This window comes from Mesorhizobium sophorae, from assembly GCF_002270415.1.
Lineage (GTDB): Bacteria > Pseudomonadota > Alphaproteobacteria > Rhizobiales > Rhizobiaceae > Mesorhizobium > Mesorhizobium sophorae.
In genome coordinates this window covers 68,090-83,935 of sequence record NZ_NNRI01000013.1, presented here as the reverse complement: position 1 = coordinate 83,935, position 15,846 = coordinate 68,090, and the positions used below count along the sequence as shown (strand labels likewise).

The 15,846-nt window shown below is 64.2% G+C and carries 15 protein-coding genes; 7 read left to right on the top strand and 8 right to left on the bottom strand.

Annotation, left to right across the window (positions count from 1 at the left end):
* Window positions 1-10 precede the first annotated feature (10 nt).
* On the bottom strand, window positions 11-2,422 hold the full coding sequence (locus CGZ66_RS19625) for a GcvT family protein (RefSeq protein ID WP_095087007.1): 2,412 nt from the start codon (window positions 2,420-2,422) through the stop codon (window positions 11-13).
* Window positions 2,423-2,732: 310 nt separating this feature from the next.
* On the opposite strand from CGZ66_RS19625, the gene CGZ66_RS19620 reads away from it, so the two are divergent.
* Window positions 2,733-4,214 (top strand): esterase-like activity of phytase family protein, encoded by a 1,482-nt coding sequence (locus CGZ66_RS19620; RefSeq protein WP_095087004.1) that lies wholly within the window; start codon window positions 2,733-2,735, stop codon window positions 4,212-4,214.
* A gap of 57 nt (window positions 4,215-4,271) precedes the next feature.
* Here CGZ66_RS19620 and CGZ66_RS19615 read toward each other — a convergent pair whose 3' ends face one another.
* Window positions 4,272-5,060, bottom strand: coding sequence for a L,D-transpeptidase (locus CGZ66_RS19615; protein WP_095087002.1), 789 nt, complete (start codon window positions 5,058-5,060; stop codon window positions 4,272-4,274).
* A 142-nt stretch (window positions 5,061-5,202) separates the two neighbouring features.
* Between CGZ66_RS19615 and CGZ66_RS19610 the strand changes: the two genes are divergently transcribed.
* Both CGZ66_RS19610 and CGZ66_RS19605 read left to right on the top strand, forming a co-directional pair.
* The gene (locus tag CGZ66_RS19610) at window positions 5,203-6,675 is read left to right on the top strand and encodes an MATE family efflux transporter (protein WP_095086999.1); all 1,473 of its coding nucleotides are present in this window, start codon (window positions 5,203-5,205) and stop codon (window positions 6,673-6,675) included.
* 167 nt (window positions 6,676-6,842) lie between these two features.
* On the top strand, window positions 6,843-7,418 hold the full coding sequence (locus CGZ66_RS19605) for a TMEM175 family protein (protein ID WP_095086996.1): 576 nt from the start codon (window positions 6,843-6,845) through the stop codon (window positions 7,416-7,418).
* Window positions 7,419-7,505: 87 nt separating this feature from the next.
* On the opposite strand, the gene CGZ66_RS19600 is transcribed toward CGZ66_RS19605, so the two are convergent.
* Entirely contained in the window at window positions 7,506-7,790 is a 285-nt protein-coding gene (locus CGZ66_RS19600; protein ID WP_095086994.1) for a hypothetical protein, read from the bottom strand.
* A gap of 262 nt (window positions 7,791-8,052) precedes the next feature.
* Between CGZ66_RS19600 and CGZ66_RS19595 the strand changes: the two genes are divergently transcribed.
* The gene (locus tag CGZ66_RS19595; protein WP_095086991.1) at window positions 8,053-8,919 is read left to right on the top strand and encodes an SDR family NAD(P)-dependent oxidoreductase; all 867 of its coding nucleotides are present in this window, start codon (window positions 8,053-8,055) and stop codon (window positions 8,917-8,919) included.
* Between the two features lie 41 nt (window positions 8,920-8,960).
* Here the strand turns inward: CGZ66_RS19595 and CGZ66_RS19590 are convergent, their stop codons facing one another.
* From CGZ66_RS19590 to CGZ66_RS19580, 3 genes are all read right to left on the bottom strand, one after another.
* Window positions 8,961-9,386, bottom strand: coding sequence for a low affinity iron permease family protein (locus CGZ66_RS19590; RefSeq protein WP_095086988.1), 426 nt, complete (start codon window positions 9,384-9,386; stop codon window positions 8,961-8,963).
* A gap of 251 nt (window positions 9,387-9,637) precedes the next feature.
* Window positions 9,638-10,279, bottom strand: a complete 642-nt coding sequence (locus CGZ66_RS19585; protein ID WP_095086985.1) for a DapH/DapD/GlmU-related protein — start codon at window positions 10,277-10,279, stop codon at window positions 9,638-9,640.
* Between the two features lie 77 nt (window positions 10,280-10,356).
* Window positions 10,357-10,860 carry a CreA family protein gene (locus tag CGZ66_RS19580; RefSeq protein ID WP_095087943.1) on the bottom strand — a complete coding sequence of 168 codons (504 nt, stop codon included), beginning with the start codon at window positions 10,858-10,860 and terminating at the stop codon, window positions 10,357-10,359.
* 189 nt (window positions 10,861-11,049) lie between these two features.
* On the opposite strand from CGZ66_RS19580, the gene CGZ66_RS19575 reads away from it, so the two are divergent.
* From CGZ66_RS19575 to CGZ66_RS19565, 3 genes are all read left to right on the top strand, one after another.
* On the top strand, window positions 11,050-11,628 hold the full coding sequence (locus CGZ66_RS19575) for an SCO family protein (protein ID WP_095086982.1): 579 nt from the start codon (window positions 11,050-11,052) through the stop codon (window positions 11,626-11,628).
* A gap of 80 nt (window positions 11,629-11,708) precedes the next feature.
* Complete coding sequence (locus CGZ66_RS19570) at window positions 11,709-12,581, top strand: 50S ribosomal protein L11 methyltransferase (RefSeq protein WP_095086979.1); 873 nt, start codon at window positions 11,709-11,711, stop codon at window positions 12,579-12,581.
* A 146-nt stretch (window positions 12,582-12,727) separates the two neighbouring features.
* Entirely contained in the window at window positions 12,728-14,572 is a 1,845-nt protein-coding gene (locus tag CGZ66_RS19565; protein ID WP_095086976.1) for an aminopeptidase P family protein, read from the top strand.
* Window positions 14,573-14,805: 233 nt separating this feature from the next.
* Here CGZ66_RS19565 and CGZ66_RS19555 read toward each other — a convergent pair whose 3' ends face one another.
* Together CGZ66_RS19555 and CGZ66_RS19550 are read right to left on the bottom strand one after the other, a co-directional pair.
* The gene (locus CGZ66_RS19555) at window positions 14,806-15,102 is read right to left on the bottom strand and encodes an AzlD family protein (RefSeq protein ID WP_027057957.1); all 297 of its coding nucleotides are present in this window, start codon (window positions 15,100-15,102) and stop codon (window positions 14,806-14,808) included.
* Complete coding sequence (locus CGZ66_RS19550) at window positions 15,099-15,827, bottom strand: AzlC family ABC transporter permease (protein WP_095086973.1); 729 nt, start codon at window positions 15,825-15,827, stop codon at window positions 15,099-15,101. The genes CGZ66_RS19555 and CGZ66_RS19550 overlap by 4 nt, the downstream gene beginning before the upstream one ends.
* Between the last annotated feature and the right edge of the window lie 19 nt (window positions 15,828-15,846).

Below are 15,846 nucleotides of genomic sequence, written 5' to 3'. Positions count from 1 at the left end.
GAAATCCTCCTCATTGCCGCATCGCCTTGCCTCCGGGGTCGTAGGGGGAGGCCGCGATGACGCGCGCCGGCCGCTCCGTGCCGACGACGTGCACCGAGAGCGCGGTGCCCTCGCCTGCGAAATCACGGTCGACGAGCGCCAGCGCCAGGCTTTTGCCGACCGTATAGCCATAGCCGCCCGAAGTGACGAAGCCGACGCGCCGGCCTTGATGCCAGACCGGCTCGAAGCCGCTGGCGTCGGCGTCGAGGGCATCGATCTCCAGCGTCACCAGGTGTTGGCCGCTGCCGGCCTCCCGCTGTTTCAATGCCGCCTCGCGGCCGGTGAAGTCACCCTTCCCAAACGCGACGAAGCGGTCGAGCCCGGCCTGATCGGGTGTGTAGCCCTGGGTGAATTCACGCGACCAGATGCCGAAACTCTTCTCCAGCCGCAGCGCGTTCAGCGCGTAATAGCCGATCTCGGCAAGGCCGAGGTCTTCGCCGGCCGCCAGCAGCGTTTCGCGCAAGCTGGCATGCATGGTGACCGGACAACTGATCTCGAAACCGAGCTCACCGGCGATCGAAAGGCGGGTAACCCGCGCGGGCACCATACCGATGTCGAATGCCCCGCAGGCCATGAACGGCAGTGCCGCGCCCGACACGTCCTGATGCGTCGTGCGCGCCAGGATCTTGCGTGCATTCGGCCCGGTCAGCAGGAAGCCGCTCATCGTGTCGGAAAGGTCTGTGACAGTGATCCCCTCCGCCGCATGGCTCTCGAACCAGCGCATGTGGAATTCCCTGAGATAGTACGAGCCCATCAGCCAATAGTCGCCGCCACCCCAGTTGATGACCGTGAGGTCGCCCTTCAGCCGCCCGTCATGGCCGAGCATCGGCGCCAGCCTCGCCTGCCCCGGTTTCGGCAGCTTGCAGGCAAGCAGCCGGTCAAGCCATGCATCGGCCCCAGGCCCGGAAACCGCATAGCGCGCATAGGCCGAGATATCGACGAGACCGGCGGCACGCCGAACCTGCAGCGCCTCGTCGCCGACGATGTCGAAGGCGTTGGAACGCCGCAGCGTGGTGTTCTCGCGAAACCCCATCGGCGCGAAATAGGCCGGGATTTCCAGACCCCAGGACGCCGTCCATTCGCAACCCGCCGCCGTCATGCCGTCGTAGGCGCCGGGGCGTTTCAGCGGCCGGCCGGCGGGTAGCCGCTCATTGGGAAAGGTCATGACGAAGCGGCGCGAATAGAACTGGCGCGTCGTCTGCCTGAGATATTCGCGGTTGGCGGCGAAGGCGCCATAGCGGGCAATATCCATGCCGAAGATGTCGGCCTGCGGCTCACCATAGATCATCCACTCGGCCAGCGACTTGCCGACGCCGCCACCCTGGCTGAAGCCGGCCATGACGCCACAGGCAAGCCAGTAATTCTTCAGCCCGCGCACCGGCCCGACGATCGGATTGCCGTCGGGGGTGAAAGTGAAGGCGCCGTTGACCCATTTGCGGATACCGGCCGTCCTCAGGCACGGAAAGCGCTCATAGGCCTTGGACAGTTCCGGGCTGATGCGGTCGATGTCTTCCGGGATTAGCTCGATGCCGTAATCCCATGGCGCGCCATCCATGTTCCAGTGCTTCGGGTTCTGCTCGTAGACGCCGAGCAGCACGCCCTTGCGCTCTTGCCTGAGGTAGGAAAAGCCGTCGAGGTCGACCGCAAGACCGAGTTCCTTGTCGAGAGCGGCAACCTCCGGAATGTCCTCGGTGATGAAATAGTGATGCTCCATCGGCGTCACCGGCAAGTCGACGCCGGCCATGCGGCCGAGCTGCTTTGCCCACAGCCCGCCGGCGTTGACGACATGCTCGGCCACGATCGTGCCTTGCTCGGTGACGACATCCCAGTGCCCGTCGGCACGCGCCTTCAACGCGACCACGCGGTTGCGCAGGATCACATCGGCACCACGCTTTTTCGCGGCGCCGGCATAGGCATGCGTCGCTCCGTAGGGGTCGAGATGACCTTCATTGGAATCATAGAGGCCGCCGAGTACGTCGCTGACATCGACGATCGGGCAGATCTCCTTGATCTCCTCCGGCGTCACCAGGCGAGCCGTTTCGATGCCGACCGACTGGAACACGGCCCAGGCCGATTTCAGCCACTCCCAGCGATGGGGATCACTGGCCATGTTGACGCCGCCCGTCATGTGCAGGCCCGCGTTCTGGCCGGATTCGGCCTCGATCTCGCGATAGAGCTTGATGGTGTAGTCCTGCAGCGCCGCGACGTTGGGATCGGCATTGAGCGCGTGGAACCCGGCCGCCGCGTGCCAGGTCGAACCGGCGGTCAGTTCGGCCCGCTCGATCAGCGCCACATCGCTCCAGCCGAACCGTGTCAGATGATAGAGCACCGAGGCTCCGACCACGCCACCCCCGATGACGACTGCGCGGTAGTGCGACTTCAAGGCTTCCCTCCCAGGTTCGTCCGAAGGCTGCACCATATACGCACTGGACATATGTGTCTAGTACGATGCGCACACACCACGCTTTGTCGACTTGAGCCAGAAGGGAGTGATCAATTCTTTCGTGCGACCACACGTTCTTATCGGCGTGTGAAGAAGCCGACGGGCGGGCATTGCGCGCTGTCACGCAAGCATCATGTTCGCGCCGTAGACCGCTTTCGGGGAGGCGCGCGCGGCATCATCGATGCCGCACCTCTTACAGCTTTTTCGCCATCGGCCGCTCCGGCACGCTTTGTCACAAAGAGGATCATCCATGAAACACCTGTACCGAACCGTGTCGCTCAGCGTCGCGCTGGCAATGTTCACCGCCTTGACGCCGGCGCTGGCCGACAGCACCGCGACCGTCGGCGGCACCAGCTTCGTCAACAAGGGACTGGTCGGCGTCGGCCGCATCCCGGCCAGCCAGAAGGACAAGTTCGGCGAGACGTTCGGCTCAGGTTCCGGCATGGCGATCGACACCGCCGGCTGGACGCATGGCGCCGACGGTTACAAGGGTTCGCTCTGGCTGCTGCCGGACCGCGGCTACAACGTCGTCGGCACCACCGACTACCGGCCGCGCCTCAACACGATCGGCATCGAGTTCGCGCCAACCGCGCCTGGTGCGGCACCCGCTGCCGGCCAGGAGCAGTCCGGCGTCAAGGCGACACTCGCCGACACCATGCTCCTGACCGACGACAAGGGCGCTGATGCCACGGGCCTCGACCCGCTCAACGGCGTGCGCGCAGCAAGCGGCGACATGCCGATCCTGCCCGAGGCCAACGGCAAGCTGGCGCTCGACAACGAGGCGATCGTGCGGCTACCCGACGGCTCGATGTTCATCTCCGACGAATACGGCCCGAACATCTATCGGTTTTCCGCCGAAGGCCGCCTGCTGTCGGCGACCCAGCCGCCGGCTGCCCTCGTGCCGATGCGCCATGGCGCGCCGAACTTCGCCTCGGACAATCCAGGCCCGGGTGCTGCCGAGCCCGATCCGAAGGATCCCGATACCGGCCGACAGAACAACCAGGGCCTCGAAGGCATGGCGATGACGCCGGACGGCAAGTTCCTGATCGCCGTGCTGCAGTCGGCGCCCCGGCAGGATGGCGGCGATTCCGGCGCAACGCGCCAGAACACCCGCGCGCTGGTCTATGACGCTTCCGACCTCGCCCATCTCAAGCTGGCGCACGAATATGTTGTGCCGCTGCCGGTGTTCAAGGATGCCAAGGGCAAGACCAAGGTGGCGGCGCAGAGCGAGATCGTCGCCTTGTCCGACCAGACCTTCCTGATGCTGACCCGCGACAGCGGCAACGGCCAGGGGTTGAAGGGCGACACCTCGCTGCTTCGCCAGATCAACATCGTCGATCTCTCTGCCGCGACCGACATCGCCGGTGGCGCCTTCGACGCCGCCGACAAGCCGGTGGCGCCCAAGGGCGTGCTCGACCCATCGGTGACGCCGGCCAAGCTGACGCCCTTCATCGACCTCAACGACAAGGGCGAACTTGGCCGCTTTGGCCTGCACAATGGCGCGCCGAACGACAAGAACAACCTCTCGGAAAAGTGGGAGGCGATGTCGGTGGTCAGCGTGCTCGATCCCAAGCTGCCCGACGACTATTTCCTGTTCGTCGCCAATGACAACGACTTCCTCACCCAGGACGGCTTCCAGGTCGGCGCACCCTACAAGGCCGAGGACGGCGCCGACGTTGACACCATGTTCACGGTCTATCAGGTCACGCTTCCCGGCCTCGCCAAGAAGTAATGCCACCACCCAGGCGGACGCGCCGAGCGCGTCCGCCTACAGATCGTGAAGGCACACTTACTGCAACATCTCCGCGTCCTTCGGTACGCCCGCGTCGATCGGCTCGGCCGTCCTGTTCGACACGGCGGTGTTCTTTGCGGCGGCCGACAGGTTCGCGCGCACGAAGACCGGCGCGGGTCCGTTGACGCGGCCGTAGAGGTCGATGATGTCCTGGTTCATGAAGCGCACACAGCCGGACGAAGCGTTCTTCCCGATCGAATCCCACTCCGGCGTTCCGTGCAGCCGGTACATCGTGTCCTTGCCGTCGCGGAAGAGATACAGCGCGCGGGCGCCTAGCGGGCTCTGCGGGCCGGGCGGCATGCCGTCCTTGTATTTCGCCAGTTCCGGCCGGCGCTGGATCATTTCCGGCGGCGGCGTCCAGACCGGCCACTTCTTCCTCGCCTGGACCACGGCGCTGCCGGTCCATCCGAAACCGGCCTTGCCGAGGCTGACGCCATAGCGGATAGCCTTGCCGCCATCGTGCACCAGATAGAAGAAGTGCTCGGAGACATCGACGACGATCGTGCCGGGTTTTTCTCCGGTCGGGTCGGACACGATCTGACGGACGAACTTCGGATCCATCTTGGCCACCGGGATCGCCGGCAGCTGATAGCCCTCGTCGACGCGCGCCGCATACATGCTTGCGACATCGCCGAAAGCCGGATCGCTTGGCGGCGCTGCCACTGGCGGCGTCACCACCTCCGTCGTGGTGCACGCCGAAAGAGCCACGGAGGCCGCGCCCAAAGCGGAGGCACCGAGAAACGCGCGCCTGTTCAGGCGCTCAAAAAACAGCGGAATATCGGACATGAACCCCCGGCTTACGAGTTTGATCAAGTAAGGAACGCGCCCCACGCGCCCAGAACCACTATCCGATTACGGAAGCTTTGAGAACATGATTAGATCAGGGCACGGACCGGACCTGAATAAGCCTTCGCCGAGTTGCCTTGCCATGGACGACAAGATGCCCACGCGCCGGCGCACCGGCGACCTGACCAGTGGCCCGATCCCGCGCACGCTGCTGCTGTTCGCCTTGCCGGTGCTCGGCTCCAACGTGCTGCAGTCGCTCAACGGCTCGATCAACGCCGTCTGGGTTGGCCGTTTTCTCGGCGAATCGGCGCTGACTGCCACCTCCAACGCCAACCTCGTCCTGTTCCTCATCCTCGGCACGGTGTTCGGCGTCGGGATGGCCGCCACCATCCTGGTGGCACAGTCGGTCGGCGCCCGCGACCTGCCCGAGGCGCGCCGCATCGTCGGCACCAGCGCGACCTTCTTCTTCTTCGTCTCGGTCATCTTCGCGGTCTGCGGCTGGATATGGGTCGACGCCATCCTCAACACGCTCGGCACTCCGGCCGATGCCTTGCCGCTGGCGCGCTCCTATCTGCGCATCATCTTTGTCGCCGTGCCGATGATGAACCTTCTGTCCTTCGTCATGACCGTGCTGCGTGGCGCCGGCGATTCACGCACGCCCTTTTTGTTCATGGCGCTCGCCGTCGTCCTCGACATTGTGCTCAACCCGTTGCTTATCCGTGGCATCGGGCCATTCCCGGAACTCGGCATCGCCGGCTCCGCCACCGCGACGCTGATCGGCCAGACGGTCAGCGCAATCGCCATTCTGATCGTGCTCTATGTGCGCAAGCACCCGCTGCGGCTGGCCGGCGCCAACCTCGCTCTGCTGCGGCTCGACCCTACCTTGCTGCGCATCATCGTGTTCAAGGGCGTGCCGATGGGCCTGCAGATGATCGTCATCTCGGTGGCGGCGCTGACGGTGATGGGCATCGTCAACTCCTACGGTTCGCAGGTCGCCGCCGCCTACGGCATCGCCGCGCAGCTTTGGACCTACATCCAGATGCCGGCGCTCGCCATCGGTGCGGCGGTCTCCTCGATGGCGGCGCAGAATGTCGGCGCCGGCCGCTGGGACCGGATCGGCCGCATCGCCGCCTCCGGTGTCGGCTTCAACCTGATGCTGACCGGCGCACTGGTCGCCGTGCTTTGGCTTTTCGACCGTTCGGTGCTGAGCCTGTTCCTGAGCAGCGACAGCGCTGCGATCGACATCGCCGCCCACATCAACAATGTCGCGTCATGGTCGTTCATCCTGTTCGGCATCACCATCGTGCTGTTCGCCACCGTGCGCGCCACCGGCGCGGTGATGCCGCCACTCATCATCCTGGTGATTTCGGTGCTGGTCGTGCGCACCGGCTTTGCCTATTTCATGCGCGGCGCAATCGGGGAGGAAGCGCTGTGGTGGAGTTTCCCGGCCGGCTCGATCACCTCGCTGGTGCTGGCCGCGGCCTACTACCGCTTCGGCCGCTGGCGCACCATCCACATGATCGAGGGCAGGCCGGCTGCCGGCGAGCCGCCGGATACCGGCCTTGGCGTGCCGCGCCAGCGCGCGTATATGGCGCCCGAGACGCCGAACGGGTGAGAGATAGGCGATACCTCCGCACTTCGCCGGCAACGGCGGCGTATTGATCTTCTTCCATCCGAACCGCCCCGATCTGTTCCGTCCTCAGAGGTGGTCGCCCAGCCACATGGCGGGTAGCCGCCCGTCCCGCCATCGCGTAGATTTCGCCGACAGTGGGGGGCGGACTTATGGGCAAAGGCAGGGTCGAGGCATTCACCGATGGCGTCGTCGCCATCATCATCACCATCATGGTGCTCGAGCTGAAAGTGCCGCATGGCGAGGATGTTTCCGCCCTGTTGCCGTTGTGGCCGATCTTCTTCAGCTATGTGCTGTCCTTCATCAACGTGGGCATCTACTGGAACAATCTGCACAACATGTTCCACACCGTGCAGCGCGTCGACGGCCGCGTGCTGTGGGCGAACCTCAATCTTTTATTCTGGCTGTCGCTGATGCCGGTGACGACGGCCTTCATGGGCGAGAACCACTTCGCACCGGTGCCGGTCGCCGTCTATGGCATCGATCTCGTGCTATGCGCCGTCGCCTATACGATACTGGCCGCAGCACTGCATCGCCTGCATGGCAACGAGACCGCGTTTGCCAAGGCGCTGGGCAATGACCGCAAGGGCAAGATCTCGCTGAGCCTCTACATCGCAGGCGTCCTGCTGACCTTCGTCAGTCAGTGGATCGGCGTCGCGCTTTATGTGCTGGTTGCGATGATCTGGTTTGTGCCGGACAGGCGCTTCGCCCGGGTGATCGAAAAATAGCGCTTTTTGTCTGAGGCGATTCCCAGGGAAAGCGCTACGCGCTTTTCCCGGGAAAACCGCCTCACACTTTTCCTGGAATTGCTCTACTTATGTCTTACGCATCGCCTTCAGTTTTTCCGCCACCGAGGCGGCAAGGTCGGCATAGCGCTCCTCCAGCCGTTCCGCCGCCTTGATGATCGAAAAATCATGGCCAAATTTCTCCAGCGCCATGCGCAGCTTCTCGACGAACTCGGCTTGTTTCTCCAGGGCGGAAAAGAGCGTTTTCACCTGCGCTTCGCTGATGTCGGGGTTGGCCAGCATCTGCGGCACCTCGCGGCTCATCTGATCGCCGGTGGCGGTCTGTTCCTTCAGAATTGCGACCCAGTCCGTCAATCAGGAAATCTCCATCTCTCACGGCAAAAGTCTCCTTTTGCCGAGGCAACATGCGCAGCCTCGGCCGGGCTGGTCAACCCGGGCCAATGCATGTCGCCCGAATGGGCGCAGTGGCTTTGGGACGACGACATGCATGAAAACAAGGCCCGAAGCGCGCCGCATAAATCCCTTCAAACCCAATACGCTTTACGTGCGAGTGAGGCTTGCGCTGGCCCGTTCCAGCGCTAAGTTCTGCGCCATCGAAAGAAGGACCCCATAGCCCATGATCACCGACGCCGAAATCCAGACCGCCCTGCCCGCGCTTGGCCCGGACAACACCGCCGTCATCACCGGCGCCGCCAGCGGTATTGGTCTTGCGGCCGCCAAGCGGCTTGCATTGATGGGCATGAAGATCGTGCTGGCAGACATCGGCAGCGCACGCCTTGACGACGCCTCCCGCGCCGTTTCCGCGATTGCGGGCGAGGATGCCGTGCTTGCCGTTGCCGCCGACGTTTCGAACGCGGATGAAGTGGACCGTCTCGCCGAAAGAGCGTTCGGCGCCTTCGGCGACGTGTCGCTGCTGATGAACAATGCCGGCGTTGGCAACAACCCCGGAAAGCCCTGGGAAAACCGCGATGCCTGGAGGCGGCTTCTGGACATCAATTTCTGGGGCGTCGTGCATGGCGTCGAGGCCTTCGCGCCGCGCATGCTGGCCTCGGCCAAGCCCGGCCTGATCGTCAACACCGGCTCCAAGCAAGGCATCACCACGCCGCCCGGCAACCTCGCCTACAATGTCTCCAAGGCCGGGGTGAAGACCTACACCGAAGGCTTGGCGCACGCGCTGCGCAACGAACCCGGCGCCCATCTCGCCGCCCATCTGCTGATCCCCGGCTTCACCTTTACCGGCCTCACCGAGGGCGCGACCGAAAAACCCGCCGGCGCCTGGAGCGGCGAACAGGTCATTGATTTCATGCTGGAATCCCTGACCAGGGGCGATTTCTACATCCTGTGCCCGGACAATGAGGCGGCGCGGCCGCTGGATGAAAAGCGCATGGCCTGGGCGATCGGCGACATCATCGAGAACCGCCCGGCCCTGTCGCGCTGGCATCCGGACTACAAGGAGAATTTCGCGGCGTTCATGAAGCAATGAGCATGACCGCACGGTTGATCCCGAACTAAACCGCGGACGCTTCAGGCCATGTGCTTTTTCGGTCCGCGCTTCTGGGCCACGGCCTTCTTTGCCGCCATGGCAGCGATCTTCTCGTCATGCCGCCTGGCCGCACGCTCGCATTTGTCACGGATCTCCTCGACCTCCGATTCGGTCAGATGTTCGATGCCGATGAAGTTGTTGTGGCCCTCGCTGACGCGGATCAGCTCGTCGAGCTTGGCCTGGATCGCCGCGCCGTCGCGGTTCTGGGTGTTCTGGATGAGAAAGACCATCAGGAAGGTGATGATGGTCGTGCCGGTGTTGATGACGAGCTGCCAGGTGTCCGAAAAGCCGAAGAACGGCCCGGTCACTGCCCAGACGAGGACGATCAGGCAGCAGGCGGCAAATGTCAGCGGCAGGCCGGTGACGTGGGCGACCCAGTTGGCGATCTTGGTGAAAAGCTTTTCCATGTGTCGAAATCCCTCAACGCAGCGGCGCGATGAGAAACAACCGGCGACCGCTTCAGGTTCCCGGCGCAAACAAATACGCCAGGCGCAATTGGCTACACGCATAAAGAGAACAAGGCGGAAAACACGCCTTATGGCTTCAATGCCACAATAGCGGCACAGGCAAGAGTGCCTGTTCCTTCCGCTACCCAGCGGGTTATCTCCAGCCCCTTCCGCCGCGCCACCCCCGCATGGCGGAAGGGGTTTCAGTCCGGTCAGGCGGCGTCGTTTTCCCAGCGGTCGAGGAACGCCTCGATCGGCAATGCCTGCATGTCGGGAACCGCCCTGGCGAGCTTTTCGACCGGCCAGTCCCACCAGGCGAGCGCTTCGATCCGAGCCGCGACAGTGGCCGAGAAGCGTGATCTGAGCGGTCTGGCCGGCACCCCGGCGACGATGGCGTAGGACGGTACGTCATGCGTCACCACCGCATTGGCGCCGATGACGGCGCCATTGCCGATGGTGACCCCGGGCATGATCACCGCGCCATGGCCGATCCAGACATCATGGCCGATGGTCACTGCTTTCGCCTGCCGCCGCTCGCGGAATGCGGCGTCGACGCCCAGCCAGCGAAAATACTCGTTCGGCCGGTAACTGACCTTGTGCTGGGTCAGCCGCTCGATGGGATGCTCCAGCGCGTTGATGCGGCTGTTTGAAGCGATCGAACAGAATTTGCCGATCGTCGTGTAGATCGCTTCGGCGTGGCGCTCGAAATAGGAGAAGTCGCCGACGGTCACCTCGCGCAGCACGACCCGCTCGCCGATCGAGGCATAACGGCCGAGCTTGCAGGCCTTCAGTTCCGCGGTCGGATGGATGCGCGGCTCGGAATCCTTGGGGACGAGATTTTCGGAACGGTCCATGCGGGCGGCTTTACCCCCAGGCGGTTGGTCCCGCAAGCGGGACCAACCCGTCCGTAAGCTCGGTTCCACCGACCCACCTATTTCGGTTTGCCGCTGGTCCACACCACGTTCTGGCCGTAGAGCGGCACGGTGGTGACCGACATCTTGGCCGAGCCGTTCTGCACCTGGCGCGAATGCGACAGGTAGATCAGCGTTTCGTTGGCCTTGTCGTAGATGCGGTTCACCACCTGCTTCTTCCAGATCAGGCTGATGCCTTGCTTGAACACTTCCTCGCCGCCTTCGCTCATATCGATGTCGCCGATGGTGATTGGGCCGGTCTGGCGGCAGGAGATCGAGGAGTCGGACGGATCCTCGAACCAGTTGCCCTTGTGCAGGCGGTCGATGATGCCGCGATCGAAATAGGCGACGTGGCAGGTGACGCCCTCCACCTTCGGATCCTTGATCGCCTCGACGATGATGTCGTTGCCCAGCCAGTCGACACCGACCTTGCCGACTTCCTCGGCCAAGGCCGTGCCAGCGCCAAGGACAACGCACGCGGCCAACGCGCCGCCGATCAGTTTCCGCCCAATCAGTGCTTGCAAGGGAGCCTCCTGCTTCGAGTTGCCGGTCACAGGTGGGGCGACGAACCCCGCTTTGCAAGCATATACGTCAACACCACTGCGGTTGCGGCAACGCGGCACTTTGCCTGGACGGGGTCGAACCGGTAAGACTGTCGTACTGGCGCGGCCGATGGGCCGGCGCCCCGATGATTCTGCGGACGGACCTTACTGATGATGCGTTCTATTCTGGTCGGCATTCTCGTCCTGATGGCGGCCGGCATCGGCTGGCTGACCTTCGACTGGTACCGCGGCCACTATGGCGGCGAGCCCTTTGGCGCTGCCTTCACGCTGGTCGACCAGAAAGGCGCGCCGATCACCGAGGCCGCCTTCAGGGGCCAGCCCAGCGTCGTCTTCTTCGGTTTCACCCATTGCCCCGAAGTCTGCCCGACCACACTGTTTGAACTGGCCGGCTGGCTGAAGACGCTCGGCGACGACGGCAAGAACCTGCATGCCTATTTCGTCTCGGTCGATCCGGAGCGCGACACGCCCGATGTGATGAAGGCCTATGTCAGCAATTTCTCCGACCGCATCGTCGGCATCACCGGCGATCCGGACAAGGTCCATGCCATGGCCAAATCGTTCGGCATCTACTGGAAGAAAGTCGACACTGGCGACGGCGACTATACGATGGACCATACCGCCTCGGTGCTGCTGCTCAACGCCAAGGGCGACTTTGCCGGCACCATCGCCTATGGCGAAAGCCCTGACACGGCCGTCGCCAAGTTGAAGCGACTGGCCGCGGGCGCATGATCCCGAACCGAAGGACCGCGTCAGCGAAAAGTGGGAACCGGTTTTCGAACAAGATCATGCTCAAGCAAGACACATAATCGATGACCCAGACGCGGCTTCATTTCATTACCGGAAAGCTCGAATCCATCAGCATTTTCGCGGCGTTCGAGGCGGCCTTCGAGGATGAAGGCCTGCCGATCGCCGTGCTGGAGGTCGATGAAGATCGCGACATTTACGAAGTGTCGCTCTATGCCGATGGCGACGTCGATGCCGTCGAGGCGCGGGCCAAGGACATCCTTGCCGGCCTTTCCATAGCCAAGCCAATCGGCCGCGAGGCCCTGCCCGACATCGACTGGGTGGCGCGCTCGCTAGAAGGCTTGAAGCCGGTGCGCGCCGGCCGTTTCTTCGTCCACGGCGCACATGACCGCAGGAAGCGCCACAGCGGCGAACTCGCGATCGAGATCGAGGCGGGCCTTGCCTTCGGCACCGGCCACCACGGCACCACCGCCGGCTGCCTCGAAATGCTGGAAAAGGTCATGCGCCGCGAGCACCCGCGCAATGCGCTCGACCTCGGCACCGGCAGCGCGGTGTTGGCCATCGCCGTCGCCAAGCTGGCGCACATTCCGGTGCTGGCCACCGACATCGATCCGGTGGCGGTGAGAGTGGCTGCCGCCAACGCGCGGCTCAACCACGTCAAGGCGCTGGTGGAGACGGTGACCGCGCCGGGCTTTCACCACCCGATCTTTGGCAAGCGCGCGCCCTTCGATCTCATCGTCGCCAACATATTGGCGCGGCCGCTGATGCGGCTTGCACCGCAAATGGCCGATCACATCGCACTTGGTGGCTCGATCGTGCTGTCAGGCATCCTCGAGCGCCAGCGCGACGCCGTCGTCTCGGCCTATGTCGGCCAGAACTTCCGCCACGTGCGCACCTTGCACCGCGAGGGCTGGGTGACGATCCACCTCAAGCATTGAGGCCGACACGCCGGCAACGACCCAGCTTGGACCAAGCCCGGCCGGTTGTCAGTCAAGCGATGCTGTAGCAGGTTGCGCCAGCCGGAAATCGATTCCGATTTTCAAGCCCGTGCGCTACGGTCGCGCGGAATTCAGGGAGGGCCACGATGTTCCAGACCTTCGATTCCGCGGGCGATCCGGCAGTCGGCAAGCCGCGCGTCGCGCTGCTGCGCCAGTGGCTGGCCGCCAACGGGCTGGACGGCTTCATCGTGCCGCGCGCCGACGAACATCAGGGCGAGTATGTCGCCGATCGCTCGGCGCGGCTGAAATGGCTGACCGGTTTCAGCGGCTCGGCCGGTGTCGCCATCGTGCTGCGCGACCGCGCCTTCGTCTTTGTCGACGGGCGCTACACCCTGCAGGTGCGCCACGAGGTCGATCTCAACATCTTTTCGATCGAAAGCCTGGTCGACAACCCGCCAGCCGCCTGGCTCAGGGACAATCTGGGCAAGGGCGCACGGCTCGGATTTGACCCGTGGCTGCACACCATCAGTGAGGTCAAGGCACTGCAGGCTTCGGCCGACAAGACCGGCGCTGTGCTGGTGCCGCTCGACAAGAACCCGATCGACATCATCTGGAAGGACCAGCCCGAGGCGCCGGTGGCGCCGGTCGAGCTCCACCCGATCGGCTTTGCCGGCGAACTCGCCAAGGACAAGCTGGCGCGGTTGGCAACGGCGATCGCCAAGGACGGCGCCACCCATGCGGTGCTGACCGACCCCTCCTCCATCGCCTGGGCCTTCAACATCCGTGGCGGTGACGTGCCGCATACACCGCTGGCGCTCGGCTTCGCCATCCTCGCAGCCGACGGATCGCATCAGCTGTTCATGGACGGGCGCAAATTCTCGCGCCAGGTCGAGGCCTATCTCACGCAGCTCGCCGAGCCGCATGAGCCCAGCGAATTCGAAGCGGCGATCGTGGCCCTTGCCAAGGGTGGCGCGAAGATCGCGCTCGACCCGGTGCTGGCGGCCGACAGGCTGCGCATGTTGCTCGAAGACAATGGCGGCACGGTGGTTGCCGCAGCCGACCCCGCCCGCATTCCGCGCGCCACCAAGAACCAGGCCGAGATCAACGGTTCCCGCGCCGCGCATCGGCGCGATGGCGCTGCAGTGGCGAAGCTTTTGTGCTGGCTGGAGCGCCAGAAACCAGGCTCGCTCGATGAGATTGCCGTGGTGACCAGGCTTGAAGAGACGCGCCGGCAGACGGGCGAGGAAACCCAGATGCCGCTGCGCGACATCTCTTTCGACACCATTTCCGGCGCCGGCCCGAACGGCGCCATCATGCATTACCGTGTGTCACGCGCCACCAGCCGCAAGCTGCAGGCCGGCGAGTTGTTCCTGCTCGATTCCGGCGGCCAGTATCAGGACGGCACCACCGACATCACCCGCACTGTGCCGATCGGCCAGCCGACCGAGGAAATGCGCGAACGATTCACGCTGGTGCTGAAAGGCATGATCGGCATTTCGACGCTGCGTTTCCCCGCCGGCACGCGCGGCTCGGAAATCGACGCCGTCGCCCGCATGGCGCTGTGGAAGCACGGCTGCGACTTTGCCCACGGCACCGGCCATGGCGTCGGCTCGTACCTGGCCGTGCATGAGGGGCCGCAGCGCATTGCCCGCACCGGCACCGAAAAGCTGCTCGAAGGCATGATGCTGTCCAACGAGCCCGGCTACTACAAGGAAGGCTCCTACGGCATCCGCATCGAGAACCTGATCCTGGTGACGCCGGCGGAACAGGTCGAGGGCGGCGACATCGCCATGCACGGCTTCGAGACGCTGACGCTGGCGCCGATCGACATCCGCCTGGTGCGCACCGATCTGCTGACGCGCGACGAATTGCACTGGCTCGACGCATACCATGCCCGCGTGCTGGCTGAGATCGGACCGATGATCGACGGCGAAACGCTGGCCTGGCTGGAAAAGGCGACCGCGCCGCTACCGCACGACGCGAAGATTTAGGGGCTGGTCTTGGAAAGCTGGCGCTACCCCTCATCTGCCTGCCGGCATCTTCTTCCCGTATAGTGACGGGGAGAAGGGGCCGTTGCGACCTCGGCGCCCTTTTCTGCAACGCTGGCGATTGGCGAAACCCTCAATGACAGCGTCTTTCTCCCCGTCTCTATACGGGGAGAAATGCCCGGCAGGGCAATGAGGGGCGGCGCCAACCGTACGAAAAGGACCGCGCGGCAGAATTCCTACCCGACGAACTGCCGCGCCAAGATCAGCACCGCCGCTCCCGCCAGAAACATCGCCATCAGCCCGCCGCGCAGCGACACCACGGCGGTGACGACCAGTGCTGCCCATTCTGCCGGTCCGGCGTTCAACAGTTCGGGCGCCACCAGCGTCGTCAGCACCGCCGCCGGCACGGCATTGAGGCCGGCCTCGACGCGCGGATGGATGTTGTCGAAACGGGAGATGACCAGATGCCCGCCAATGCGCGTCAGATAGGTCGCGATCGCACCGGCGATGATGATCCAGAATGTCGTGCTCATGGCCGGGCCTTCACGCCTGAGTGGTGGGGCGGCAGGATGACCGCAAGCAGCACACCGGCAATTGCACCGATCGAGACATGCCAGGGCGAGCCCACCGTCTTGTAGGCGATGATGGAGGCAGCTGTACTGGCAATGACCACCGGCAGCCACAGTGGCCGCTTGCGAAAGCCCAGGACAAGACCAAGAAAATAGATCGGCAGCAGGAAATCGATGCCCAGCGCATGCGTGTCGGGGATCAGCTTGCCGAACACCGCGCCAAGCGCGCTTTCGATCACCCAGAACACATAAACCGGAAGACCGAGCCCGAGATACCAGGCGAAGCCGACCGTCTGGCCAGACTGCGCCCTCGCCTCGGCCACCGCGAACTGCGGATCGGTGAGGATGAAATAGCCGAGCGCCTGCTCGATGATGGGCCAGTGCGCGATGCGCCGGCCGATGCCGGCGGAATAGAGCACATGGCGGAAGTTGACGGCAAAGATCGACAGCACGATCAGCCAAGGCGCGACATGCTGGCCGAACAGTTGGATACCGACCATCTGGCTGGCGCCGCCATAGACCAGCGCGCTCATCAGAAAGGCGTCGAGGACCGAGAAGCCATTGTCGACCGCAAGCGCCCCGAACAGCACCGCGAATGGCGCCGACGCCACCACGACAGGCATCGAGAGCCGTACGCCCTGCCAGAAATCGCTCCTTGCACCACTCTCGGAGATTGCGTCCGTCGCCATCAATCACTCCCTTGCGAAG